Origin of the sequence: Tropicimonas isoalkanivorans (assembly GCF_900112335.1) — a bacterium.
GTDB classification, from domain to species: Bacteria; Pseudomonadota; Alphaproteobacteria; order Rhodobacterales; family Rhodobacteraceae; genus Tropicimonas; species Tropicimonas isoalkanivorans.
Genome location: NZ_FOLG01000015.1, coordinates 1 through 26,007, shown reverse-complemented (window position 1 = coordinate 26,007; position 26,007 = coordinate 1). Strand labels below are relative to the sequence as shown.

Here is a 26,007-nt window from a genome sequence, read left to right as displayed (position 1 = left end):
CTCCCTGATGCTATTCGGCGCCTTTCCTGTCGCGAACCTGTCACGGATTCATGACGCCCGGAATTGATTCATCGCAAACTGCGACTTCAACGACGCATTTCGGTCGCCCTCAGATGCGTTCGTCCAAAAATGCAGCGCCGGACGTACCATGGCGAGGGGCTTGGAACTCCGATGGCGCTTCCTATCTATTCCTGAACATGAATGTGAAGGAGCCACGGCGATGAGCCACAGCCTGAAACTGACCTGCCATGACTGTGGCGTGACCAACCGCGTTCCGGCCGACAAGCTAGGCGCCGGGCCCAAATGCGGCACCTGTGGCGCGCGGCTTGTGGACGGCAAGGTGCACGACCTGTCGTTCCGCGACGCAGAGAAAGCTGCCAAGGTGGATGACCTGCCCCTGCTGGTCGACTTCTGGGCGCCCTGGTGCGGTCCCTGCCGGGCTATGGCGCCCGAATCCGCCCGGGCTGCGGAGGCGCTGCGGGGCAAGGCGCGGTTCGTGAAAGTGGATACGCAGAGCCATCCGGACGCGACCGTTCGCTACAATATTCGCGGTATCCCGCAACTGTTATTGTTCGACCGCGGGCGCGAAGTCGCACGACTCTCCGGGGCACGGCCCGCATCGCAAATCGAGGCTTTTGTCCGCGAGAACGTGGCGCTTCCCGCTTGACATCCCCCAACCTTTGCGCGATTGGGAGCCTCCGTGGGGCCGTAGCTCAGTTGGGAGAGCGCATCGTTCGCAATGATGAGGTCGTCGGTTCGATCCCGATCGGCTCCACCACTTCAAAGGTCTGCTAGATCAATGCGTTGATTGCAGTGCGGACCAACCGCTGCAATCGAAATCAGCACAAAGCGACAACTCCGCGAACGTCGCCCTGAAGGCGGCATGAGGGCAGTCGCCTACTAAGCCACGTGATGCGGCGACGATAACATCGGCGGCTTGATACGTCCGGCCCGCAAAGAAGTTGCATCTGCGCGGGGCAGCGCCTCTCCGGTCTGTTCTCGAACTTTGCCATCGACCCGAGCTGCTTGCCGCGGCTCCTGTTTGGTTCGGTCACCTCGCCGTGGAGCGAGGGACATTGCTGCAAGCAGGCAGATGACCGACAGCAACCCAAGAGCCGAAATGACTTCGGCATCGAGGGGGCCAATGAAGGACCGATAGAGGCGCAAAACGAACATCGACACCGGGAGCGTGATCACCATCAGGATAGTCAATCCGAGGCGACCGCCGTAACTCGTGAGAATCGCTGGTGCGAAAACTAGGGGAGCGATGAAATAGTAGCACCAACTTAATGGCTGCAACAGGAGCAGCAGTATGAGTGCGGTTGGCCACACCCGGGAGTAGAGTTCGTCTTCAGGCGTCCTATGCGCCCAAAATACTAAAACTGCCAAGGTCGCCAATGTTGCGGTACGGCTCGCGAGCATCCACACGGCGGGCCGTTCCATGACGAACCAGGCGCCCCCGAACGTTGGATCGAGGCTCGCGGCCCGGATCGTCGTTAGAGCGGATTCAGGCAATAGGCTCGCGATGGCATTTTCGAAGCCGACGGCGGGGGACAGCCTGATAATAGTCGCACCGATCGCTTGCACAGAAGCAAGAAAATCCATGTGAAGCGGCCAGCCGGTAAGAGCGATGGAGGTGCCCGCCAGCGAGGCGCCAACTACGATGAACGCCGCTGCGGCCCGCCACTGTCCGCGAGCCATGAAGATCGGGAGGAAGATCAGGGGTAAGAGCTTGATTGCGGCTGCCAGGGCCAGTGCGCTTCCCGCGGTAATCTGCGCGCCCGCTCGTCCCCGTTCGATTGCGAGCACCGTTAGGAATGCTACGAATATCTGCGGCTGGTTCTGCAGGACCGCAAGGCCGCCGATCGTGGTGCCATACAAGAGGATCTGACCTAGGAGCGCAAAGGCGATAGCCGGCATTGGGCTCCGTAGCGCGCGCCAGGCCAGCCAGCTCGTCGCGAACAAGAACACACCATTGGCCGCAGTGATACCGGCTTCGAACGCCCCGAAGGAGAGCCAGCGTGTAACGGGGGCAATTAGTGCGGCCCAGAGGGGAGGGTACAGATAGGGAAAAACCTGACTCTCGTGTCCGATCTCCGCGGCCGCCCTCAGCCAGTCGTCAGACGGCGGCAACATGGTAAAGATCTGGCTGGAGGATGCGTAGACCAGATCCGGTTGGCCCTCGGCAATGAAATGGCCCGCCAACCACATCGCCAGGAGGTCCTCTGAGGGCCTATCGACCGTGAAATATGGAAACGCAAAGGCTATAGCCAGGATCACGAGCGCAACAGTGTGATTTCGCCGAATCTCCACCTCGTGACTACCCCTCATGGAGAGCTTTGACCGATCGTTCCACCGCTTGTGTTTGCGGTGGTGAGACGTCGATAGCGTTTCGATTTGGAAACCAAGGAATTGGGACTAGAGTGTGGAGGCAAGTGGGCAAATTGTGATCGATCCGCCAACTTTGAACCGGCGTTGCGTATGGCGCGTTGCCGTCCTGTTCCCGGCCCCGAAAGGGCAAGAAAGGGTTTCGGGCTACCGTGCGTGCGTCCTATACATGACGGTACGATGCGGCCACGTCGAGGGCGCAAGGGGAGGGAGATCGTGTCTGGCCTTACCGTCTCGCGGCTTGCGGAGATCCCGGATGCCTTGCGCATCGCACGATGCAGAAGCCTGCCAAATCTCGGCCCGCGACTGCTCTTCTTTTCGGGCGGGAGCGCGCTCAACGACATTGCGCACAGCCTGAAGGGATACACCCACAACTCGCGTCACCTCATTACGCCCTTCGACAGCGGCGGCAGTTCGCAGGTGCTGCGCGCTGCGTTCAACATGCCGGCGGTGGGGGACTTGCGGAGCCGGCTGATGGCGCTGGCTGACGAAAGCGATCTGGGACAGCCGGACATCTTTCGACTGTTCACCCATCGCTTGCCGGCAAATGCCGAGGCTGCGGTGCTGCGCGCGGAGGCTCGGGCCATTCTTACCGGAGAGCATCCGTTGATTTGCGCGGTGTCGCAGCCGATGCGGCAACTGATCCAGACGCAGCTTCGCAGTTTTGCCGAAGCCATGCCGGCGGACTTCGATTTTCGGAAGGCGAGCGTCGGAAACCTCATTCTGGCCGGGGGGTATCTGGCCAACGACCGAGCGCTGGAGCCGGTTCTGTTTCTGATGTCGAAGATGGTGGCAGTGCAGGGGACTGTGCGGTCGATCGTGGACGCCAACCTGCAGATCGGTGCGGAACTCGCGGACGGCACGATCATCATCGGGCAGAGCAAACTGACGGGCAAGGAGATGCCCCCACTCACGCAATCCATCCGCCGGCTGTTCCTTGCCGAGGGCGATGCAGAGGTGACGCCGGAGCGGGTGAAGCTGCCGGAGCGAAACCTGCGGCTCATCGAAACGGCGGACCTGATCTGTTACCCGCCGGGCAGCCTGTATTCCAGCGTCATCGCAAATCTGCTGCCACTCGGCGTGGGGGCCGCCATTGCACGTCGGACGGTGCCCAAGGTTTATCTCCCGAGCCTCGGCCCGGACCCGGAATGCCCGGGGCTTGGGCTCGTCGATCAGGTCGAGGCGCTCTTGGAGCAGCTCAGGCGCGATGCAGGCGGCGACTGCCCGGCAGACAGGCTCCTCCAGTTTGTGCTTTGCGACGGCGACAGCTTTGCCGCCGCGGATGCGCGTGAGCTGGGCCGCCGGCATGGGATTGTCTGCATGGCCCAGACGCTCGCGTCCGAAGCCAATCCGACCCGTTATGATCCGCGAAGGGTGTGCGATTCGCTCGTGTCGCTGACCTGATCCTGTGTCCCGCTGGCACGGAGCCGTCGAGCGGCGAGCCACGACAGGGCCGCCATGATGGCCGCGGTGGCGAGTGTCAGCGACAACCCTCCGACCTGGAAGCTCAGACCCGACAGCAGCGTCCCGATCAACCGTCCGGCGGCGTTGGACATGTAGTAGAAGCCCACGTCCATCGTGACCCGGTCGTGCTGTGTGAAGGCGAGGATCAGGTAGGAGTGGACCGACGAGTTGATGGCGAAGACGAAGCCGAAACCCATTAGCCCAGCCACCAAAGTGACCGTCAACCATGCGGCTGGTCCGCCCGCGAAAAGCGCGCACAAGGCAAGTGCGGCAGGGATCAGGGCCAGCGCTCCCACCCACCGAACTGCCAACGCGACGATCTCATCGGTGGTCTTCTCCTTCGCCTTCAGCAGCCCCGGCGCCCAAGCCTGGATCGCGCCGTAGGCGATGATCCAGAGCGCCATGAAGGTGCCAATCTGGAAGAAGGCCATGCGGTTGCCGGCCTCCGTGCCGTCGGAGAGGACGGCATAGAAGTAGATGGGGATGCCCACCACAAACCAGACGTCCCGCGCGCCGAAGAGGAAGATCCGCGCGAGCGAGAGAAGGTTGACGTTGCGGTCGGTTGAGAACACCTCGCGGAACTTGGCGCCCTTGCGGCCACGGGGAAGGCCGCCGGGCATGAAAAGCACGGTGGCGACAAGGATGGCGGCGAGCACCGCAGCCATGGCCATCACCGACGCCGTGAAGCCGAGTGTGCCCAGCAAGACCGTGCCAATCAAAAAGCCCGCGCCTTTCACCGCATTCTTCGATCCAGTGAGGTAGGCCACCCAGCGGAACAACCCGTCCCCCGACGGCGCGAGCAGTTTCACGGCGCTCTTGGAGGACATCTTTGCAAGGTCCTTTGCGATGCCGGAGACACCTTGCACCACCATCACGTAGGCGACGGAGGCTGCGAGCGCCCACCCTGGGTCCAGATTGGCCAGCGCGATCAACGCAGCGATCTGCAAGCCGAGCCCGGCATAGAGCGTGGAGGTCAGCCCGAAGCGCGCGGCAATCCAGCCCGCCGAGAGGTTCGTGACCATGCCCATGAATTCGTACAGCAGAAACAGATAGGCGAGCTGGATGGGCGAGAAGCCGAGCGTGTGGAAGTGCAACAAAACCAGCATCCGCAACGCGCCATCGGTCAGCATGAACGTCCAGTAGGCGGCCGTCACCGCGATATAGGCGGTCAGGCCCTGCGGGCGCTCTGCACCGGTCATTTCAGGCTATCCACGACCATGCGGGTCACGTCGGCCAGCCGGAACGCATAGCCATACTCATTGTCGTACCACGCGTAGATTTTCACCTGGGTACCGTTCACCACCATGGTCGACAGCGCATCGACGATGGAGGAGCGTTCGTCGTTCACATAATCGGCGGACACCAGCGGGCGCTCCTCGTAGCCGAGAATGCCGCTCATCGGGCCTTCGGCCGCCGCTTTGAACAGGGCATTCACCTCCTCGACGCTGGTCGCCCGCTCCACCTCGAAGACGCAGTCGGTGAGCGAGGCGTTAAGCAGCGGCACCCGAACTGCGTGGCCGTTCAGCCGGCCCTTCAACTCGGGATAGATGAGCGTGATCGCCGTCGCCGAGCCCGTGGTAGTGGGGATCAGCGAATTCAGCGTGGAGCGGGCGCGGCGCATATCCTTTGCGGGGCGGTCGACGATGGTCTGGGTGTTCGTCACGTCGTGGATCGTTGTCATAGAACCATGGCGTATGCCGATTCCCTCGTGGATGACCTTCACGATGGGGGCGAGGCAGTTCGTCGTGCAACTTGCCGCCGTGACAAGGCGATGCGTGTCGGGCTCGTAGATGTCGTGGTTGACTCCAGAGACGATATTCACCGCGCCGCCGTCCTTCACCGGGGCCGAGACCACCACTTTTTTCACCCCGGCGGCGAAGTAGGGGGCCAGCTTGTCGCCGGTCTTGAAGACGCCAGTGCATTCGACCACCACGTCGATGCCGAGGTCCGCCAGCGGCAGGTCCTCGATCCGGCGTTCGCGCGTCAGACGCATGGTGTGACTGTTGATGGTCAGGCTGTCCGGCCCGTGGGTGATCTCGGCGGGCCATCGGCCGTGGATCGTGTCGAATTCCAACAGCAGCGCATGCTGCGCTGGATCCCCTTCGGCATCGTTCAGCAGGACGATCTCGCCGTTCAAGCCAAGATCGAAGAATGAGCGCAGCGCCAGCTTCCCCATCCGGCCCAGGCCATTGATTGCGATTTTCGTCATGATCGTCTCCGTGGGATCTCTCGGTTTGCAGCGTTGGAAATGGCGCAGCCGTCAGACGTCTTCGGCCAATTCGGAAATCTGACCGATCTGGTCGAGCCGCTTTTGCAGGGCAAACTGATCGAGCGTTGCTATCGGCAGGCTCATGAAAGTTGTGATGCGATTGCGCAGCATCCGGTAGGCCTCCGCGAAGGCGAGGCGTCTCTCAGCCTCGTTCCCTTCCGCCGCAACGGGATCGGGAACGCCCCAATGCGCGCTCATCGGCTGGCCGGGCCAGACCGGGCAGATCTCGGCCGCGGCCTTGTCGCAAACCGTGAACACGAAATCGAGCTCCGGCGCACCGTCGCCGGCAAACTCGTCCCAACACTTCGTGCGGACGGCGGACGCGTCGTGCTTGAGGTTGCGGAGCAGGTCCAGGGTATAGGGGTGCGGGCCGGTATCGGATGGGTTGGCGCCCGCGGAAAAGGCGCGAAAGGCGCCCTTTCCTTCGGCATTCATGATGGCCTCCGCGATCAGGGACCGTGCCGAGTTGCCATTGCAAAGGAACAGGACAGTGTAGGGAGGCTTGAAGACTGGCGCTTCCATCCGCTTGACCGCGCGCTCGAGCAGGGGATGGCAGAGGTCAGGCCGCGCGTTGCAGCAGCCCTCCAAGAGGAACGACAGCATTTCCCGCACTTCGGCTGTGTTTGCCGTGTACCGCAGATTACGCCCCTCGCGGACGCGTTGAATGAGGCCGGCATTCAGCAGCACGGCGAGGTTGTTGGACAGCGTGTTCTGCCGGATGCCCAAAGCGTTTGCTATATCACCGGGCAGCCTGCCGTGCTCGCCTGACTGGATCAACAAGCGAAAGATATCCAGCCGCAGGGTCTGAGAGAGGGCGAAGAACGCCGATGTTGCCTGAACCTTTTCCATAATTCATGAATAATGGAATTAATTCGAGCCGCAAGCCCTGTGAGAGGAGCGGCTCTGAGCAACAAAAGGACTTCTAGGCTCAGGTTGTGATACGGAGCGTATAACAAATCTCTCTCATGGTTTGAATGTGGGTCGCCGAGGTACTATGATGAGCGCATACAGAAAATGAATTGAGGATAGGTCGATGCACCCAAACCATGGATATCAAATGCTGAACGGCGTGCGGCGCCACCGGGCGCGCGTCATGTTCGGGAGCATGAAGGGCTTTCTGCTGTTCTGGCGTTGGCCGAAGCGGAGCGTCTGACACCCGTCTGACACCCGACCGTCATACTGAGCGGGGTGCTGATGCAACTGAAGGCCCGCGCGACAGCGGGGATCAATCCGTCGGGCGCTCTACCGTCCAAGCCATGTTATAGGTGAACTCCTCCAGGTTCGCCCCACCGCCAATCCGGTCGATCACGGCGAAGAGCCCGGGGGCGTGGAGTGGGGTCAGCACCCCGTGCCACGTGCCCCGGTGGAAGTTGATCGCCTGCCCCGGGCGGGTGAGAAAGGCCCGCGGATGTCCGGGTGTGCCGTTCTCGTCCGGCGCGGCGATGACAAGGAAGGAGACCAGCGCCATCGGTACGAACGCCTGACTGCCCTCTGGGTGGCGTTCGACGAGGTTGAAGTTATAGGGCAGGCTGCGGGGTTCGGCTTGAAACAGGCTTATCCCTGCGCGCCCGTCGCCGAAGTCCAGCTTTGCACGGTCGTGGAAGCGGCGGCAGAGACCCGCGTTGATCAGCTTGTCGGCCTCCCCCGTGGCCTCCAGCACGTCGCCGAAGGGGGCGAAAGCTGCGTCTGTGAGCGGCTCCGGGCAGAGGGTCGTCATCGCAGGTCCATTGCGAGAAGGCGCAACTCCGCGATCCGCTCGACCTGCCGGCAGGCTTCCGCAAATTCAGCCTCACTGTCGTTCTCCACGCGGTGGCGGAATGCGGCGAGGATGCCGGCCTTGTCATGGTCCCGCACGGCAATGATGAACGGAAAACCGAATTTCTCGACATACTCTGTGTTGAGCGTCGTGAAGGTCACGCGTTCGTCGTCAGTCAGGGCGTCGAGCCCGGCACTGGCCTGCTCGGCGGTGCTGTCGGCGGTCAGGCGCTTCGCTTCGGCAAGCTTGCCCGCAAGGTCCGGGTGGGCGCGCAGTACGTCAAGGCGCTCCTCCTCGCTCGCGGCGCGGAAGACACGCGTGAGGGCAGAATGGACGCCTACGGCCGTGTCGTGCGCAGGCCCGAGTTCCAGTGCAAAGGCACGTTCCGCGATCCAGGGCGAGTGCTCGAAGACGCCACCGAAGTGGTCGACGAACGCCGCCCCGTCCATTTCGCTCGGCCGCAGGTACCTCCGCGGCGGATGCCGCTCGGCCCAGTGGCGAGCAACGTCGATCCGGCGCGCAAACCAGACGCCCTCGTGCCCGGCTGCGTAGTCCAGAAACCGCTGCAACGCCATGATCCGGCCCGGGCGGCCGACCAGCCGGCAGTGCAGGCCGATCGAGAGCATCTTCGGCGCCCCAGACGCGCCTTCGGCATAGAGGCAATCGAAACTGTCCCTGAGATAGGCGAAAAACTGGTCGCCGGAGTTGAAGCCCTGCGGCGTGGCAAAACGCATGTCGTTGGTGTCGAGCGTGTACGGTACGAGTAGCTGGTCCTTCCCATCGACCTCCACCCAATAGGGCAGGTCGTCGGCATAGAGGTCCGCCACGTAGTGGAACCCGCCCTCGCGAGCCGCGAGTTCGACTGTCTGTGCGGAGCAGCGGCCGGTGTACCACCCCAGGGGGCGCTCGCCGGTCACCTCTCGGTGCAGCCGGATCGCCTCCTGCATATGGGCCCATTCATCCTGCGGCGCGTAGTCCTTGTACTCGATCCATTTCAGTCCGTGGGAGGCGATCTCCCACCCGGCCGTCTGCATCGCCTTCACCTGGGCCGGGGAGCGGGCCAGCGCCGTGGCGACACCGTAGACGGTGATCGGGATGGCCCTCCCGGTGAACAACCGGTGCAGGCGCCAGAAACCTGCCCGAGCGCCGTATTCGTAGATCGACTCCATGTTCCAATGCCGCTGGCCCGGCCAAGGTGCGGCCCCAACGATCTCGGACAGGAAGGCTTCAGAAGCGGCGTCGCCATGCAAAACGCAATTCTCGCCGCCCTCCTCGTAATTCAGCACGATCTGCACGGCGATCCGTGCGCCGTTCGGCCAGTCGGCGACGGGTGGTTCGGCGCCATAACCGTGCATGTCGCGGGGGTAGCGGTGCATGTCCTGTCTCTCCGAGATATTCGTTTCTGAAGCCCGGCAAGGGCTTGCACGGAGCATACTTTCCCGCCTTCATGGCGCGGACGCAAGCTGGAGGACCGCCATGACCGGTTATCTGACGACCCACGTGCTCGACACTGCGCTCGGGCAACCGGCCGAAGGCGTTGGGATCACGCTCTACCGCATCACGGGCGAGGAGCGGGAGAAGCTGGCGGAGGCCGTGACCAATGCCGACGGTCGAACGGATGCGCCAATCCTGCCGAAGGAGACATTCGAGACCGGGACGTATGAACTGGTCTTCCACGCAGGCGACTACCTGCGGCGCACGGGGCAGGCAGGTGGAACCCCGCTGTTCCTCGATGACGTGCCGATCCGGTTCGGCATGTCGGAGGCTGCGCATTACCACGTGCCGCTTTTGCTCTCGCCCTACGGGTACTCCACCTACAGGGGAAGCTGACCGGGCGGGCGACTTAGTAGTCGCGTTCCCAGTAGACCCCGATGGAGCTGTCCCCGTCGGAGGCTGCGGAACCCCGGACCGTGAAGTTTCTCGACACGTCGATGTTGATGTCGATCCCGGTCTCGCCGTCGCTGTCGGCGACGAACTCCGTATAGACGTTCTCCGACAGGTACCTGCCGGCCCGCACTTCGGTGGCTCCGGCGGCATTTGTCGTGAGATCGAGATCGTCGAGCCCAAGCCCCGACCGAAGGTTGCCCAGCACGCCGACGCCGCCCCGGCCAGTCAGGGTCGCGAGCGCATTCGCAAGTTGAACCGCCTGCAGCGGCGACAGCTCGGCGATGCCCTTGCCGAACAGGAACTGGGCCAGCACCTCGTCCTCGGGCAGGCTCGGCGTTGAATTGAGGTTGAAGTCCGGATCGTTGACGGGGCCGAAGATCCGAGCGGTGAACTGGAAGTCCTCCCGCTGGGAAAACGCGTTGATGTCGATATAGGGCGTCAGTCCCCCGGCGAGGGAGATGGTGCCGCGCCCGACGTCCAGCCGCTGCCCGAGGATCTCGAGCCGGCCGCGAATGACCTCGACCTGGCCCACAGGGTTTGGCGCTGCCGTGGTGCCGGTGATCAGCATGTTGCCGCCCATTTCCACATCGAGGCCGCGGCCGCGAATGAAGAGGCGGTCCGGCACGCTCACCCGCACGTCAAGATTATAGACCGGCCCGCCGCCTCCGCCGCTCGATCCATTACCATCGCTGTTGGCTTCGATGAGGCCGGCGCGTTGCCGTGTGACGAAGACGTAGGACGGCTCGTTCACGTGGGTCACATCCGGTATGGCGCCGCCGAATCCAAGCCCTCCGTCCGGCACACGGATTTCCGTGCGCCCGACGTTCACCCGCCCTGCGATGGTCGCCCCGCCGGTCAACGGGCCGGTGATATTGAGCCCGCCGTTCAGGGACGTCCGGAACAGAAGCGGATCGAACAGGACCAGCTCGTTGAGGGTTGCGCGCAGATCTCCGTTGAACGCACCCGTAAGTTGCACGGTGCCGTTTACGCCGACGCTGCCGCCTTCGGGGGCATTGGCGGTGGCGTCGATTTGCATCGTTTCGCCGCGCAGATCGAGCCGGACGCCGATGCCTTCGAGGGAGCCCAGCACACCGGGTATCACCAGCCGCGCGCCACTCGTGGAAACGGTGCCGGAGAGCGACTGGAGCGACGGCTCCCCGTTGACCGCAAGGTCGAACTGCGCCGTGCCCGCGACGGCCGCGGGGCTGATAAAGCGGTTCGCCGCGGCGAGCGGCGCGCTGCCGGTGGCGGACAGGTTCATCGTCGCGAAGTCGCCCGCGACAGTGCCGCTCACATTGCTGGAAACGCCTTCCGGGCCATTCGTGGAAAGCTCGATGCCGTAGCCATCGCCCTGCTGCCGCACGGTTCCCGTTGCATTCATGCTGCCCGTCACACCGGGCGCGAAGGGCGAGACGGATGGGATGCGCACGGACAGATCGAGCGCCGTGCCCGCACCGCCGACCGTACCGGTGACGTTGGCCGTGGCGTTGTAGGGGGCGTTCGCGTCTACCGCGACCGTCCAGGCACCGGCCTCCGCCTCTCTTGCCGTTCCATTGAGCGACAGCGGGCCGGACAGGCCGGGGGCGAGGGACGACACATTCGGCATCGCGGCCTGGAACGTCAGGTCGGTGGCGCCACCGCCATAGGTTCCGCCTGCGGTAACTGTGCTGCTGTAAGGCCCGCTGGCATCCACGTCGAAGTTCCAACCGCCGGCATCGGTCTGCGCGGCGGAGGCCTGTGCCCGGAGCGGGCCGGTAATCCCCGGCGCGAAGGCCGACACATTCGGTACATCCACCGTGACGTCCACATCGGTTCCGGTTCCACCGACCGCGCCGGTCAGAGCTGCGGTCGCGCCCTGCGGGCCATCGACGTCGAAATCCACGTTCCAGCGTCCGTCGCCCGCTTCCTGCGCCGTACCCTTTGCAGAGATCGGGCCGGAGACCTGCGGCACCAGCGGCGACAGGTCCGGAATGGAGACGTCCAGTTCGAGGTCGCTCTGCCCGTTGCCGACAACGCCGTTCACGGTTGCCTGAGCATCCAGCGGTCCGGCCGCATCGAAATCGACCTGCCAAAGCCCGCTGCCGGCGTCGGTCGCAGTGCCCTCGGCGCGAACCGGCCCGGAGAGGGTCGGCACGAGCGGCGAGATATCGGGCAGGCCCGCGGAGAAGGTGATCTTGTCCGGCTGATCCGGCGTGATGGTGCCAGCCAGGTCGAGCGCAGCCTGGTACGGGCCCGTGCCGTTCAGGTTGAATTGCCAGCCGCCCGCATCCGTCTCGGCGGCGTTGCCGGCGAGATCCACCGCCCCCTCCAGCCCCGGTGCCAGAGGCGAGATATCCGGCAGGGATAGGTTCAGGTCGACGTCGGTTGCGCCCGGCGCGTAAAGGCCTTCGATTTGCGCTGTCAGGTCGTACGGCGCCGCCACGTCGAGATCGAGGTTCCAGTTCCCTTCGGTTCCCGTTTCCGCCGCCTGACCCTGGATGTTCACCGCGCCGGTGTAGCCCGGCGCCAGCGGCGCTATGTCGGGCAGTGACACGTCGAGCGTCAGGTCGCTTTCGCCCGGCTTGACGCGGCCGGAGACATCGCCCGTCAGGTCCCATGGCCCGTCGAGGGTTACGTCCACCTGCCAGTCGTCGGGGGCGGATTCCTTCGCCGAACCTTTGACCTCGACCGCGCCTTCCTGTCCCGGCATGACGAGGCCGATGTCACTCAGCGCGGCCTCGAAACCGATGTCGGACTCGCCGCTGCCGACCTTGCCGCTTGCGGTCGCGGTGATGGCGCGGCTGCTGAGATTGAAGCTGTCCAGCGTCGTGCCCGTGGTGTCGCGGCGAACGGAGGTGGAGAGCGTGACCGGCTCGGTCAGCAGGCGGTCGACAGTTTCCTGCCCGATCGACAGGCCGTCGCCCGCAAGGTCCAGAGAAACGGCGAACTGCCCGCCCAGGACGTCACCTTGGCCGGTCACGTCTGCACTGGCCTGCCCCGTGAGTTGCTGGCCCGAGATCGTCGAGAATCGCGAGAGATCGTCGGCGTGCACCCGTCCCTCGCCGGAAAGTTGCAGGCTGCGCCCGGCGATCCGAGCGTCTCCCAGAACCGACGCGCCGTAATCCTCGCCATCGACATAAAGGCGCGTGATATTGAGCGGACCGTCGGCATCCCACGACAGGGAGGCGCCACCGCTGAGCGCGTCTCCTACGGCCTGGTCCAGGCCCGGATCGGCCAGCGCGATCCCGGAGGCGTCGAACAGCACGTCTGCGGTCACCGCCTGCGGGTTCGTCTTGATCGTTCCGACGCCGTTGAGGCTCACCTGCTCCAGACGTCCCGTTTCGGTCTCGAGGCCATCAACGACCGCGTCGAGCGTCCATCGGTCACTTTGCGCGGCGTCAAATGCGGCGTCGAGCGTCATGGAGGTTACGAACGTGCCGGCGCCTGCAACCGGCAGGCGCAGCGGCCCGCCATCGGCGGCCCCCATTTCGCCGGTCAGGTCGAAGGCGCGCGGCAGACCGTCCGCACCAATCTGGGCGTTCCCCTGAAGGTCGAGGCTCTGTGCCGAAACGGTCAGTTCCGACAGGTCGATCGCGCCGTCCTCGGCGCGGTTGCCGCGCGCGAGGAGGCGAATGTCCGTGCCGAAGAACTCATGATACTCCGCGGGCAAAAGCGGCGTCACGTCGCCACCGATATCGGCGGAGAAGTTCGTGCCGCCGGCATCCGCCGCGGTCGCCCTCACGGTGCCAGCAACCCGATCCTGATCGTCCGTGCGAAGGGCGATGTCGGCATCGAAGTCGCTGAGCTGGCCGGCTCCATTGACCGTCAGGTCCACGGACGGCGCGCCGGGCAGGTTCAGCAGATTGGCGGCCAGGCCCCCCGCCTGCTCGTGCAGCTCAAGGTTGAGCGTCAGCTCCCGGCTCTCGTTCTCGAAACTGCCAGCGAGAGAGATGCGGTCGCCTTGCCGGTCAAGACGCTCGGTCTGGATGTCGACGGTTCCCTCGCCATCGGCCAGTTGCACCGACCCGTCGAGCGACAGGACCGCCTCTTGCCCCAAAACCGGTTCGCCGAGCTCGGCCCGCTCGATCGCCACCTTGTCGATCTTGATTGCCACGGGCAGTTCCGGCAGCGAAAAGCCGGAGGCCTCCGCATCCGGCGCATCCGGCACGGCGGTATCGGGACCGGGAACGGGCTTTCTCACCACGATCAGTTCACCGGCCGAAAGCTCCTCCACGCGAAGGTTGCCGCGCAGCAGGGCCGTCCGGCTCCAATCCAGCCGTGCATCGCGGAGGATCAGCCAGACGCCTTCCTCGTCGGCGATGGTCAGTTCGTTCAGCGTCGCTTCGCCGCTCAACAGCCCCTGGAATCCGCTGATAGAGACCTCGCGGCCTGCCGTCGAGAGCTTGTCCTGCAGGAAACGCTGGATCATTCCGCCGCCGTCTTCCTGCGCCTGAGCGGGCAGGGCGAGCGAAAGGGCAAGGGCGGACGTGGTGGCGAGGGACAGCCGTGTCATCAGAATGCCTGCCCGATACCGATGTAGATCTGGACCTGGTCCGCGTCGTCCGGGCCGCCGCTGATAGGCACGGCGATGTCGGCGCGGATTGGCCCGAAGCCTGTCTTGTAACGGATGCCGATACCGCCGCCGGTCATCCACTCGCCGGCGTCGTCATAGAACTCCTCGGCCCCGACATAGCCAGCGTCGATAAACCCCACGACGCCGATGTTGCCGCGCACGTAGCTGCGCACTTCGCCCGACAGCGCGACGTAGGAACGCCCGCCGATGATCGTGTCGTCGATCTCCCCCGTCCCGAGGGACTGGAACGGCTGGCCGCGCACCGACCCGCCGCCGCCGGCGAAGAAGAGGTAGTCTTGCGGCGCGCCGGAAATCTCCGGGCCGACGAGACTGCCGTACTGCATCCGCCCCGCCAGCACGGTATTTCTCTCATCGCCGAAGCCCCAGTATGTCCGGCCGTCGAGGAACAGGCGGACACCGTTTTCCATGTTGTCGATGCCGACGAACGGCCGCAGTTCGGAGTCGAGGTAGAAGCCTTCGGTCGCGTCGAGCTCGTTGTCGCGGGTGTCCCACGTGGCCCCGACGGGGAAGCTCACCATCGAGTATTCGCGGGTACCGAAAGCGTCTTCGACTTCGGAATAGCGAATGTCCAGGCCGGCGTCGAATTCGAGGGTCGGCGAATAGTGATAAACGCCGCCGCCGCCGACTTCGAACGTGTCGGCAACGTAGCCCGGGTCATCGACGTGGGAGACCTTGCTGCGCAGTTCGACATCCACGTCCGGGTGGAACGTCGCCGGCCGGGACAGGACCACGCCGAGGGAATAGTCCATGCCGTTATTCGGCTCGTTGGTCCCGATGTTTGCGATGTCGAGATCGAAACGGAGGTTTTCAGCCCCGCCCAGCAGGTTGCGGTGCATCCAGTAGGCATTGAACAGGCCGCCTTCCTGCGTGGATACCTCCGCGCCGAAGCCGATGCGGCGGCGCTTCTCCTCCACCACGTCGGCCTCGATGGCGATCTGGTCCCCTGGGCCGATGGCTTCGGCCGGTCGGAGAGAGACCGATCGGAAGGCCTGCGACCGGCGGAGACGTTCCGCGGCATCCTGCACTTCCTGCGGGCTGAAGACCTCGCCGGTGGGAATACCGGCGATGGCGACGACCCGCTCGGTCCGCACGCCTTCGTTGCCACTTACCCGGGTCGGCCCGAACCGAAGTCTCGGGCCGGGCGCAAGGGTCAGTCGTGAGGCCAGTCGAGTCTGCGCATGGTAGGCGGTGATGTCTTCGCTCGCGATGTCGGCCTTGGCATGGCCAATGTCGCGCCAGGCATCGGTGGCCGTCAGGGCCGCTTCGCTGATGGTGGTGGATTTGGCGATCTCGCCGGGTGCGTAACCTTTCGGAAGATCCGTTTCGGGGGCGAGGGGGCGGATATTGGCCTCCGAAAACGTGAACTCCGGGCCGGGATCGACGGTCACGACCGCGTTGGAGATCGTGCTGGGGGCGGAGAGAGGCGGGATGTCCGCCGCTTCTTTCCCGTCCAGCTTCACGCTGATGACGCCACCGTAGTAGCCCTCGCCGTAAAGAATGGTCAGCAGCCGCCTGTACTCAGCGCGCGCATTGGCGAGCGTTTCCGCCGAGGAGACCGGTTCCGGCGGCGGCTGGTTCCTTTTCCAGAACGTCAGCCATCCGAGCCGGTTCTTTCCGGCGTCTTGCTCGTCAAGCAGACGCATCAGCATGGAAGCGGATTCGAGTTTGTCCTGCAGGCCTTTCTCCGAACCGACAACGTTGATCGTCACGGAGTCGAGCGCAATCGCGGGGCAGGCGGAGAGCCACAGCAAGGCCGCTGTGCCGATACGAATATGAGAGGCGAACGAGCTTTGCATGTCCCCAACTTCCTATCCTGCGCGCGGCTGAACGCCAATGCGGCGATGCGGGCGCCAGCGGGCTTTCTCCGGCCCATGTTACAGCGATACAACAAGCTTCCACCGCACAAATTGTTTCTTGAGTTGGGCGCTTCTTTTCAGCGCCACAACGCCGATTGCAGGGGTATCTGCCGGCTGTCGTCGCCCCGCTCGGGCTCTATTGCCCCATGCGCGCCACAGAGTCTTGTGGATCGCCAACAAGTGCGCAACGATATCTGGAAGAGTCGCGGGGCGGGAGGGCAGTGCGAAATGGGCGGGTACACGATTACCGTGGCGCAGCAGAAAGGCGGCTCCGGCAAGACGACCGTGGCGGTGAACCTGGCCGTGCATCTGCTGGCGGCGGGGCACTCGGTCGCCGTTCTGGACACCGATCCGCAGGGCTCGCTGGGCCGGTGGTTCATGACCCGGCACGAGGCAACGGGCGGCGCGCCCGGGCTGGATTTCTCGACCGCATCCGCATGGGGCGTCGGCTACGAGTGCGACAAGCTCAAGCGGACCAACGATTTTGTTCTCGTGGACACGCCCCCCAAGGCCGACAGCGACCTGCGCCCCGCATTGCGGGAGGCCGATCTGGTCGTTGTTCCCGTATCTGCCAGCCAACTCGACCTCTGGGCGACCGAAGCAGTACTGGAACTGGTCGACCGGACCCGCAAGTCCGCCCTGACGGTCCTGAACCGCGCCCGTGCCGGCACCCGGCTGAGCGGCGACGTGGTGGCGCAAATGCACGACCTCGACGCGCCCGTGGCGGAGACGATTCTGGGAAACCGGGTGATCTATGCCGAAGCGTTGGGGCAAGGATTCGGCGTGACGGAGCGGCAGAGATCCGGCGCCGCCGCCGCGGAAATCGCGGCGCTGGCGGAGGAGATCACCACGATCCTGCGGGGATGACAGGACAACAAGCCGCGCTTAGCGCTTCATGACGTCGGCCGATATGATGGTCACCTCATCGTCGATTCGCGCCGCCGTCAGCCGGCCGGAGTAATAGGCCCCCGTGTCGAGGCAGACCCGTCGTGGGGTGACCACAGGGTCCGGCGCATCGTAATGGCCGTGAACCACCAGCAGATCGTCGACACCACCCTTGTCGACGAAATCCGACCGCCCCCAAAGCATCGCCGCCTCGTTCTCCTCGGACGGATCGTTCGGGTCCAGGCCCGCGTGGACGCAGACAACATCCCCGGACCGGAACGTCAGCGGCAGACCCAGCAGGAAGTCCACATGCCGTCCCATCTTTTCACGAAGTTCCGCGGCCGTGTCCCGCAGCTTGTGCCGCGGTTCGTGGAGCGACGGAATCGGCACGTTGTAGCTCGCCAGCGTTTGCAGGCCGCCGAAACGGAGCCACGACCTATTGGTCTCGGGCTCTTCGAGGAAATCCAGCAGCGCCGCTTCGTGGTTGCCCTTCAAGATGACGGCGTCTCCGGCGAAGTGCGTCATCGCCTCCAGCACATCCCGGGACCTGTCCCCGCGATCCACGTAGTCCCCCAGGAACACAAGCCGCGGCTTGCGCCCGTCCTCCGGAATACGGTCGTGATCTGCCGCAAGTTTCGCCATCAGCGCCTTGAGCAGGTCGAAACGGCCGTGCACATCCCCAACGACATAAAGCCGCTCGTTCGGAGCGGGCAGTTTCGGCGGCCCCTCCTCCTTGATCGGGCGACGGTTCAGGAATTTGCGAATCATCTGGGGCCTCACGTCGCCTCCATCCCGTGGGGCGTGTCCTGTCGGAACTCATTGCCTCACCATATAATACCCGGAGGCCACGCGATTGAAGGGTGACTTCGGGTGTCGGGCGTGGCTGGTGTCGATGCCCCTGAAGCCGATCTTTGTCATTGACGCCGCGACACGTTCCGAGAAACTGCGCCAAGACCAGGAGGCGATATGCCCGACACCGATGCGCCGAAGGGCGAGTTGACCCTGCGCACCCTCGCCATGCCAGCAGATGTGAACACCAACGGCGACATCTTCGGGGGCTGGGTGCTCAGTCAAATGGACATGGCCGCGGGCATCACAGCGCGGGACCGGGCCCTCGGGCGCGTGACGACCGTCGCCGTCGATGCGATGCAGTTCATTCGGCCGGTCAAGATCGGCGACGTTCTGTGCGTCTACACCGAGGTGGTTCGGGTCGGACGCACCTCCATGGGCATCGGCATCGAGGCCTGGGTCCGCCGTGGAGGTGGAGCGGCGCGGGAAAAGGTCACGGAAGCGATCTTCACCTTCGTCGCCATTGACGGCGACGGCCGCCCGAGACTGGTCCCGAAGGAATAGCCGATTACGTTACACATCGGGGAGTGGTGCCGAGGCGGCAATCACCTCCGGGGGAGGCGAGGAACCGCGATGTCAGACAGAACTCTGCTTATCGTGAATCGGAAATCGGCGATTAACGACGAGTTGCGTGATGCCGTGAAGGCCATGCAGAAGGAACACGACCTGGATGTGCGCATTCCGTGGTCGCGAAAGCAGATGCGCCACGATATCGACCGTGCGGCGTCTGGCGGATGCACACGTGTCATCGCAGCCGGTGGCGATGGAACGATAAATTCCGTGGTAAGCGCCGTGCTGCGGCTCGGGATCGGCACCGACGTCGCCGTTGGATTGATTCCCCTTGGAACGGCCAACGATTTTGCCAAGGTGTGTGGCGTCCCGGAGGAGGATGTGAGTGGTGCGCTCCTGAAGGCCCTTACCGGCGAGGCGCGCCCCACCGATGCCGGACGGGTCAACAAGAAGTACTTCGTGAACGTCGCATCCGGCGGCTTCGGAGCGAAGGTCACCGCCACGACACCGGACGACATGAAGGCGCGCTTGGGCGGATTCGCGTACACCCTGCACGGCTTGTCACAGCTCGGCGGGTTCGAACCGCAGATCTGCCGCTTCACCATGGATGGGGGCGCAATGCGCGAGGTGCCGCTCGTCGTCATGGCTGTTGGCAACGGCCGGTTCGCCGGCGGCGGGTTCAAGGTGACACCGGAAGCGGAACTGGACGACGGGGCGCTCGATCTGTCGATCGTTAGCGACGAATGGCAGGGCGCGCCGGGGTTCCTTCTGCGCGAACTCTTCCGGAGAGAGGGTGAAGAGAAGGAAGCCGCGATCTATCGCACGTTCGAACACGGCGTGATGGAGACGGACGAAGACTTCTACCTGAACCTCGACGGAGAACCGATGGTCGGTCGGCGCTTCGAGATTTCGGTGCTACCAAAGGCGCTGCGCGTGGTGCGCGACGCCTAGAGGACCGTCACGATCGTTCCGACGGGCACCCGGTTGTAAAGGTCGATCACGTGGTCGTTGATCATCCGGATGCAGCCATTGGACACCGAGCGGCCGATTGACGTGGGCTCCGTAGTGCCATGGATGCGGAAGAACGTGTCCCGCCCGTCCTGAAACAGGTAGAGCGCCCGCGCGCCCAGCGGATTGCCCGGGCCGCCGGGCATCACGTAGTCGTTGTCCACGAACTTGGCGTACGTCACCGGGTCCCGCTCGATCATTTCGTCGGTCGGGCGCCAGGTGGGCCACTCCTTCTTGACGTCGATGGTCGCGGTGCCCGTGAACTCGAGGCCGGCGCGCCCCACGCCGACGCCGTAGCGGAGCGCAAGCCCCGGTTCGGTGACGAAGTAGAGGTAGTGGCTTCGCGGCAGGATGAGCATTTGCCCCGGAAGGTACTGCCGTTTAATCCTCACGACTTGCGGCTGGAACCTCGGGTCGAGCATGAAAGGCTGGGCGGCCTGAGTCTCGGGGGCGGAGGGAGCAACGGTCTGTGCCACAGCCGGGGCTGCGCTGGCGGCGAGGGTAGCTGCGAGAAAAGTACGACGAGTGAACATGAGTTTGAAAACCGGGGATGCCATTGATTGTCTTACAATCTGCATGCGGTCCGGAGTTTAATCAACATTCCGGCGCACTTCCGAGCGATAACAGACGATCACGACGCCTTCAGGTCACGCTCTCGTGGCTGCGGGCGGCAACAATGGCCCCCCGCAACCGGAATCGTTGGCCCGCGGCTGCGGACCGCCGCACGTCAGAGCGCGGTGAGGTTCGTCGCCGATTCGCGGCCGTCACGGCCGGGCTCGATGTCGAACGACACTTTTTGGCCGTCGGCCAGGCCGGTCAGGCCGGCGCGCTCAACGGCCGAAATGTGCACGAACACGTCGCGCTTGCCGCCCTCGGGCGAAATGAAGCCGTAGCCTTTGGTGGTGTTGAACCATTTCACGGTGCCAGTGGCCATCCGATCTCTCCTTAGATGTTCGCTGTACGCAGGATTGCTACAGCGTCGGCGTCAGTCCCTTGCAGTCGAGAAAGACACCGGCGAAGGAGTCGGTTTGTCGAAATGCGGTAACGGTCGCTGGCGACCCGTATGACGGTCGAGCGGCGTTCTGGCAAGGCAGTTCTCCATCAAATATCCGCATGACGCCCGATTAAGGTGCCGCTAGGTCATTTTGTTATCATGGTGCGGTGTGACGCCAGCATCATGAAACAAAATTGCGCCCCGCTGCGTTGAGCCCCAAATGCAGACACAAGGAGAGAGTCCTGTGACCGACAAACGCCATCGCCGCCCGCCGAGCCCGCGGACCAATCCCCGGCAGGACGAGCGCACGCGCTCCGAAAAGTGGCAGTTCAACGACTGGGCAATGATCTGATCGGATGATCTGACCGGTCGGGCGGCGACAGGCTCACTGTTCGCCGCCCGAGGTCTCGTTCGCTATCCACGAGAGGTACTCGACGCTGCCTTCCATCGTCACGCGGGTGATGGGAGGAACCTCGTAAGGATGCATCCGCGCAATTTCCGCCTCCACCAGATCCCGCAGTTCCGGGCGCGTTTTCAGCACCAGCGGATGCTGCTGGGCATGTTTGACTTCGCCCTTCCAATGGAAGGTCGATTGGGTTGGCGGGTTGCGCGTCGCGACAGCGACCAGGCGGCGGGCGATCAACGTATCCGCGATCTTGTCGGCAATCGCAGCGTCCGGGCAATTCACGAGAAAGGCGAGGAAGGGCATGGTTGGCTCCTTTAGTCCTAGGTCGAGCCTACGCCCTTTCTGACACCGAGCAATGCGACCCGGGCGCCTTCGGGGCCATGGCGCTGCAATAATCGAAACACGGTCACGGCGGCGCTGACATCGCCCCGCAACATAGACACGGCACAACAGCGGCAAGGAGGGGCCGGGGATCACCGGTTCTCCACCCAAACGACCGCCAAATCAGGAGCAATGCCATGTCCGCTTTCACTATGTCCTCTCCCGTCAGTGCCATAGCCGCCGGGTTCCGCGCCATTCGTTCAGCCATGACCGTCCAGTTGGGCGCCCCCGGGCCGGTTCATCGCGCGCCGAGGCCGCGCGACGTTCGCCATTTGAACGACCACATGCTGAAGGATATCGGCTACGCCCGCGAAGATCGCATGGACAACGCCAGCCGCCAGGCGCTGCAACAACTCATGGCGCGCTCCTACCAGTAACGGAGTGCCCGGTTATCCCGCGGCGGGCGCCGGCAATTCCATCAAAATGGCTTGGGCTATGGCGCGCGGGTCCTCGGCCTGCCAGACGGGCCGGCCGACCACCACATGATCCGCGCCCTTGCCGATCGCCTCGGCGGGGGTCGCCACGCGTTTCTGGTCCCCAAGCGCACTCCCGGCGGGACGCACGCCCGGCGTGACGATCAGCTTGCCTGCGGCTTCGGGGAGCGCGCGGATGGCAGCGGCCTCGTGTGGCGACGCGATGAGGCCATCGGCTCCCGCGCCAAGCGCCTTCGCCGCGCGTTCCAGCACGATATCTTCTACCGGCCCCGGCTTCACCAGACAGGAGTCCAGATCCGCGCGGTCGAGCGACGTGAGGATCGTGACCGCCAGGATCTTCAGGTCGGTCCCCCCTTTGCCCTCCTGCGCCGCGCGCACCACGTGCGGGTCGCCGTGGACAGTCAGGAAATCCAGGTCGAACTGAGCCAGCCCGCGAACGGCGGCCTCTACGGTCGCGCCGATGTCGAAGAGCTTCATATCGAGGAAGATGCGTTTGCCGTGCTCCGCCTTCAGTTCGTTGGCAAGCGCCAACCCCCCGCCAGTGAGCATTCCCAGCCCGATCTTGTAGAAAGACACCGCATCCCCGATGCGTCCGGCCAGTTCCAAGCCCGACACGGCATCGGGAACGTCGAGAGCGACGATCAGGCGATCATCGGCGTGGGCGGGCTGCGTCATGGCGAGGTCTCCTGCGGTCGGCGGATTTGCGCCGATGGAAAGTGAACTGTCAACAGTGAACGCGGGAACCGGATCTCGTTTCGGGTGTTTGTAAAGCATGATCCACGGGGCAAACGGCACGAAGCAGGCCGGGAAAAGGGGTATCATGGAGCAGTCTGCAAGAAGTTTCTACGCATACGAAAGCGGGCCTTACACGGCATCGCGAAATACGAGCGAACGGGCGAGCACCGTTGCAAGCGCGTCCAGCGTTTCGAACAGCCATCTCTTGCCGGACCTCGCCGTGCCGACCAGCCCCGATAGATTTCCCCGAACCGCGCTCACCAACGCGGTGAATGGCTTCGCGGGAACGTATGGCCTCGTCGCGGTCGTGTGCACTGTGGTGCTGCTTATGGTTGCCGTCTGAGGCTACGCGGACTGTTGCTAAGGCGCAACAAAATCCGGCACCCGCATCTTGTTTCGGACAAGGCGTTTTCCCATCTTCTGATCAAAGGCCCGGGCGGGGCGTGCCGATTTGCGGGCGCCGGAGCAAAATCGGGTGCTGTTGATAGGAGATACCGATGGACATGGAGAAGTTCACGGAGCGGTCGCGCGGATTCCTGCAGGCTGCACAAACGATTGCGATGCGCGAGGAGCACCAGCGTCTGGTGCCGGAGCATCTGCTCAAAGCCTTGCTGGACGATGAAGAGGGTCTGGCAAGCAACCTGATCAAGCAATCTGGCGGGTCGCCCGAGCGGGTGCGCGAGGCCGTTGAGGCCCAGCTTGCGCGCCAGCCGAAGGTGTCCGGAGACGCGGGTCAGGTGTATCTCGATTCCAAAATGGGGCGCGTCCTCGATGAGGCGCAAAAGATCGCCCAGAAAGCCGGTGACAGCTTTGTTCCTGTGGAGCGGCTTTTGACCGCCCTGGCGGTGGTCCGTTCCGGCGCCAAGGAGGCGCTTGAGGCGGGCGCGGTGACGGCCCAGGGGCTGAATGCCGCGATCAACGACGTGCGCAAGGGCCGCACGGCCGACACGGCGAGTGCGGAAGAAGGCTATGACGCGCTCAAGAAATATGCGCGCGACCTGACGGCCGCCGCCCGCGAGGGCAAGATCGACCCCATCATCGGCCGCGACGACGAGATCCGGCGCACCATGCAGGTGCTGAGCCGGCGGACGAAGAACAACCCGGTACTGATCGGTGAGCCCGGCGTGGGCAAAACGGCCATTGCCGAGGGTCTGGCGCTGCGGATCATCAACGGCGATGTGCCCGAAAGCCTGCGCAACAAGACCCTGATGGCGCTCGACATGGGTGCGCTGATTGCTGGCGCGAAGTATCGTGGCGAATTCGAGGAGCGCCTGAAGGCTGTCCTGTCAGAGATCACCGCGGCGGCCGGCAACATCATCCTGTTCATTGACGAAATGCACACGCTGGTGGGCGCGGGAAAGGCAGACGGGGCGATGGATGCGTCGAACTTGCTCAAGCCCGCCCTGGCGCGGGGCGAACTGCACTGCGTGGGCGCCACGACGCTCGACGAGTACCGCAAGCATGTGGAGAAAGACGCCGCACTCGCCCGCCGGTTCCAGCCGGTGATGGTCGAAGAGCCGACGGTGGAGGACACGATTTCCATCCTGCGCGGTATCAAGGAGAAGTACGAGCTGCACCACGGCGTTCGGATTTCCGACAGCGCGTTGGTTGCGGCCTCCACCCTCTCCCATCGCTACATCACGGACCGGTTCCTGCCGGACAAGGCCATCGACCTGATGGACGAAGCGGCTTCCCGGCTGCGTATGGCAGTCGATTCCAAGCCGGAAGAACTCGACGCACTCGACCGCGAGATCCTGCAGAAGCAGATCGAGGCGGAAGCTCTCAAGAAGGAAGACGACCAGGCCTCCAGGGACCGGTTGGAAAAGCTGGAAGAGGAGCTGTCGAACCTTCAGCAGCGCTCGGCCGAGATGACGGCGCGCTGGCAGTCCGAGCGGGACAAGCTGGACTCGGCTCGCAACATCAAGGAGCAACTCGAGCAGGCGCGGGCGGAGCTCGACATCGCCAAGCGTGAGGGCAATCTGGCGAAAGCCGGGGAGCTGTCCTATGGCATCATTCCGCAGCTTGAAAAGCAACTTGCCGAGGCGGAAAGCGCCGAGGATGAGCTGATGGTTGAGGAAGCCGTGCGGCCGGAGCAGATCGCCGAGGTCGTCGAGCGCTGGACCGGCATCCCGACGTCGAAGATGCTCGAAGGCGAACGGGACAAGCTCCTGCGGATGGAAGAGGAAATTGGCCGGCGGGTGATCGGCCAGAGGCAGGCCGTCACGGCTGTGTCCAACGCTGTCCGCCGCGCCCGTGCCGGGCTGAACGAGGAGAGCCGGCCGCTCGGATCGTTCCTTTTCCTCGGCCCGACCGGCGTCGGCAAGACGGAGCTCACCAAGGCGCTGGCCGAATTCCTGTTCGACGACGACTCGGCGATGGTGCGCATCGACATGTCGGAGTTCATGGAGAAACACTCGGTGGCGCGCCTCATCGGGGCACCTCCGGGCTACGTGGGCTACGATGAGGGCGGCAAGCTGACCGAAGCCGTGCGGCGGCGACCGTATCAGGTGGTGTTGTTCGACGAGGTCGAGAAGGCGCACCCGGACGTTTTCAACGTGCTCCTGCAGGTTCTCGATGACGGGCAGCTGACGGACGGGCAGGGCCGCACGGTGGACTTCAAGCAGACGTTGATCGTGCTGACCTCCAACCTCGGGGCGCAGGCGCTCAGCCAGCTGCCGGATGGGGCGGATGCCTCGGAGGCCAAGCGGGACGTGATGGACGCGGTGAAGGCGCACTTCCGGCCGGAGTTCCTGAACCGGCTGGACGAGATCATCATCTTCGACCGGCTGTCGCGGAACGATATGAGCGGGATCGTGGACATCCAGCTCGGGCTGCTCGGCCGGAGACTGGAGCGGCGCGGTATCACGCTGGACCTCGACCCGTCGGCTCGGAAATGGCTGGGCGACGAGGGCTACGACCCGGTGTTCGGGGCGCGGCCGCTGAAGCGGGTCATTCAGAAGGCGCTGCAGGACGAGCTGGCCGAGATGATCCTCGCGGGCGACGTGGCGGACGGGGATACGGTCTCCGTCTCGGCGGGGCCGGAGGGGCTCATCGTGGGGGACCACATCGGCTCTACCAACCGGCACCCGCCGCAGGATGCGGTGGTCCACTGAATCCGTGAAAGGGTCCGGGCGGGGGTCTTCCCGCCCGTCCCGTGTGTGGGACAGGGGGCAGGGTTTGGGATTTCAAGGGGTTGCGGGGGCGCGTTTGCAGATTGTTAATGAATGTGCGGGGAATTACTCGCACTAGCGCGATCAGCCAAACCGCGATGTTACATTGCCTTTGTCGCCATTCTCTGCGCGCGCGGCATTTCTACCCATGCGTTGTCTCCAACCACCAAGGTGGAAAATAACCGGACGTTCGACTTGCGCCGACCAAGGCCCAGTCAGCGAACGAAGTGGCCGTTCAGTTCAGAAAATCAGAGGTCGGCTTACCAAAGAAAATGACCGAACTCGGCCTGTAGGACGAAGAACTTGTCGAACAAAAGCTCTTCATTCTTGTCACTATCCCCTCTGAAGGGCGTTGTTGTAGAAAGGCGGCCCGAGGCGTGAGTGCCCCTTTCCCGTTCAGGCTCAGGCCACGCGGACGACCTCGGCAGTGCCGATCGCGTTG

General features: G+C 64.1%; 21 protein-coding genes and 1 tRNA gene. 9 read left to right on the top strand and 13 right to left on the bottom strand.

Annotated features, from left to right (window positions below):
- Nucleotides 1–220 precede the first annotated feature (220 nt).
- Together trxC and BM075_RS19455 are read left to right on the top strand one after the other, a co-directional pair.
- Nucleotides 221–667, top strand: coding sequence for a thioredoxin TrxC (gene trxC, locus BM075_RS19460; RefSeq protein ID WP_093362375.1), 447 nt, complete (start codon nt 221–223; stop codon nt 665–667).
- Between the two features lie 35 nt (nt 668–702).
- Nucleotides 703–778, top strand: a tRNA-Ala gene (locus tag BM075_RS19455).
- Nucleotides 779–900: 122 nt separating this feature from the next.
- Here the strand turns inward: BM075_RS19455 and BM075_RS19450 are convergent.
- On the bottom strand, nt 901–2,211 hold the full coding sequence (locus BM075_RS19450) for a glycosyltransferase family 87 protein (RefSeq protein WP_177208422.1): 1,311 nt from the start codon (nt 2,209–2,211) through the stop codon (nt 901–903).
- 393 nt (nt 2,212–2,604) lie between these two features.
- Between BM075_RS19450 and BM075_RS19445 the strand changes: the two genes are divergently transcribed.
- Nucleotides 2,605–3,792, top strand: coding sequence for a GAK system CofD-like protein (locus BM075_RS19445; RefSeq protein ID WP_245758918.1), 1,188 nt, complete (start codon nt 2,605–2,607; stop codon nt 3,790–3,792).
- On the opposite strand, the gene arsJ is transcribed toward BM075_RS19445, so the two are convergent.
- From arsJ to puuE, 5 genes are all read right to left on the bottom strand, one after another.
- Nucleotides 3,747–5,051 (bottom strand): organoarsenical effux MFS transporter ArsJ, encoded by a 1,305-nt coding sequence (arsJ, locus tag BM075_RS19440; RefSeq protein WP_093362372.1) that lies wholly within the window; start codon nt 5,049–5,051, stop codon nt 3,747–3,749. The genes BM075_RS19445 and arsJ overlap by 46 nt on opposite strands.
- Nucleotides 5,048–6,061: an ArsJ-associated glyceraldehyde-3-phosphate dehydrogenase gene (locus tag BM075_RS19435; RefSeq protein WP_093362371.1), complete on the bottom strand. Its 1,014-nt coding sequence runs from the start codon at nt 6,059–6,061 to the stop codon at nt 5,048–5,050. The genes arsJ and BM075_RS19435 overlap by 4 nt, the downstream gene beginning before the upstream one ends.
- A 51-nt stretch (nt 6,062–6,112) precedes the next feature.
- Nucleotides 6,113–6,970 (bottom strand): arsenate reductase/protein-tyrosine-phosphatase family protein, encoded by an 858-nt coding sequence (locus BM075_RS19430; protein WP_093362370.1) that lies wholly within the window; start codon nt 6,968–6,970, stop codon nt 6,113–6,115.
- A 376-nt stretch (nt 6,971–7,346) separates the two neighbouring features.
- A complete protein-coding gene (locus BM075_RS19425; protein WP_093362369.1) occupies nt 7,347–7,838 on the bottom strand; it encodes an ureidoglycolate lyase in 492 nt (163 codons plus the stop codon).
- Nucleotides 7,835–9,253: an allantoinase PuuE gene (puuE, locus tag BM075_RS19420; RefSeq protein WP_093362368.1), complete on the bottom strand. Its 1,419-nt coding sequence runs from the start codon at nt 9,251–9,253 to the stop codon at nt 7,835–7,837. The genes BM075_RS19425 and puuE overlap by 4 nt, the downstream gene beginning before the upstream one ends.
- Before the next feature lie 100 nt (nt 9,254–9,353).
- Here puuE and uraH point away from each other — a divergent pair, with 100 nt between their 5' ends.
- Nucleotides 9,354–9,707 (top strand): hydroxyisourate hydrolase, encoded by a 354-nt coding sequence (gene uraH / locus BM075_RS19415; protein ID WP_093362367.1) that lies wholly within the window; start codon nt 9,354–9,356, stop codon nt 9,705–9,707.
- Nucleotides 9,708–9,720: 13 nt separating this feature from the next.
- Here uraH and BM075_RS19410 read toward each other — a convergent pair whose 3' ends face one another.
- Nucleotides 9,721–14,256 carry a translocation/assembly module TamB domain-containing protein gene (locus BM075_RS19410; protein ID WP_093362366.1) on the bottom strand — a complete coding sequence of 1,512 codons (4,536 nt, stop codon included), beginning with the start codon at nt 14,254–14,256 and terminating at the stop codon, nt 9,721–9,723.
- On the bottom strand, nt 14,256–16,133 hold the full coding sequence (locus tag BM075_RS19405) for an autotransporter assembly complex protein TamA (RefSeq protein WP_093362365.1): 1,878 nt from the start codon (nt 16,131–16,133) through the stop codon (nt 14,256–14,258). Before BM075_RS19405 ends, BM075_RS19410 begins: the two co-directional genes overlap by 1 nt.
- Before the next feature lie 288 nt (nt 16,134–16,421).
- Between BM075_RS19405 and parA the strand changes: the two genes are divergently transcribed.
- Nucleotides 16,422–17,060 (top strand): ParA family partition ATPase, encoded by a 639-nt coding sequence (gene parA, locus BM075_RS19400; RefSeq protein ID WP_093362364.1) that lies wholly within the window; start codon nt 16,422–16,424, stop codon nt 17,058–17,060.
- A gap of 18 nt (nt 17,061–17,078) precedes the next feature.
- On the opposite strand, the gene BM075_RS19395 is transcribed toward parA, so the two are convergent.
- Complete coding sequence (locus BM075_RS19395) at nt 17,079–17,846, bottom strand: metallophosphoesterase family protein (RefSeq protein ID WP_093362363.1); 768 nt, start codon at nt 17,844–17,846, stop codon at nt 17,079–17,081.
- A 198-nt stretch (nt 17,847–18,044) separates the two neighbouring features.
- Here BM075_RS19395 and BM075_RS19390 point away from each other — a divergent pair, with 198 nt between their 5' ends.
- Nucleotides 18,045–18,431 (top strand): acyl-CoA thioesterase, encoded by a 387-nt coding sequence (locus tag BM075_RS19390; protein WP_093362362.1) that lies wholly within the window; start codon nt 18,045–18,047, stop codon nt 18,429–18,431.
- 69 nt (nt 18,432–18,500) lie between these two features.
- Entirely contained in the window at nt 18,501–19,388 is an 888-nt protein-coding gene (locus BM075_RS19385) for a YegS/Rv2252/BmrU family lipid kinase (protein WP_093362361.1), read from the top strand.
- On the opposite strand, the gene BM075_RS19380 is transcribed toward BM075_RS19385, so the two are convergent.
- The 3 genes from BM075_RS19380 to cutA form a co-directional block, all read right to left on the bottom strand.
- Entirely contained in the window at nt 19,385–19,978 is a 594-nt protein-coding gene (locus BM075_RS19380) for a L,D-transpeptidase (protein ID WP_093362475.1), read from the bottom strand. The genes BM075_RS19385 and BM075_RS19380 overlap by 4 nt on opposite strands.
- Nucleotides 19,979–20,172: 194 nt before the next feature.
- Complete coding sequence (locus BM075_RS19375; RefSeq protein WP_093362360.1) at nt 20,173–20,379, bottom strand: cold-shock protein; 207 nt, start codon at nt 20,377–20,379, stop codon at nt 20,173–20,175.
- Nucleotides 20,380–20,824: 445 nt separating this feature from the next.
- Nucleotides 20,825–21,148 (bottom strand): divalent-cation tolerance protein CutA, encoded by a 324-nt coding sequence (gene cutA / locus BM075_RS19370; protein ID WP_093362359.1) that lies wholly within the window; start codon nt 21,146–21,148, stop codon nt 20,825–20,827.
- A 215-nt stretch (nt 21,149–21,363) separates the two neighbouring features.
- Here cutA and BM075_RS19365 point away from each other — a divergent pair, with 215 nt between their 5' ends.
- The gene (locus tag BM075_RS19365) at nt 21,364–21,603 is read left to right on the top strand and encodes a hypothetical protein (protein ID WP_093362358.1); all 240 of its coding nucleotides are present in this window, start codon (nt 21,364–21,366) and stop codon (nt 21,601–21,603) included.
- 12 nt (nt 21,604–21,615) lie between these two features.
- Here the strand turns inward: BM075_RS19365 and pyrF are convergent, their stop codons facing one another.
- The gene (gene pyrF, locus BM075_RS19360; protein ID WP_093362357.1) at nt 21,616–22,335 is read right to left on the bottom strand and encodes an orotidine-5'-phosphate decarboxylase; all 720 of its coding nucleotides are present in this window, start codon (nt 22,333–22,335) and stop codon (nt 21,616–21,618) included.
- Nucleotides 22,336–22,892: 557 nt separating this feature from the next.
- On the opposite strand from pyrF, the gene clpB reads away from it, so the two are divergent.
- The gene (gene clpB, locus BM075_RS19350) at nt 22,893–25,508 is read left to right on the top strand and encodes an ATP-dependent chaperone ClpB (RefSeq protein ID WP_093362355.1); all 2,616 of its coding nucleotides are present in this window, start codon (nt 22,893–22,895) and stop codon (nt 25,506–25,508) included.
- Nucleotides 25,509–26,007 lie beyond the last annotated feature (499 nt).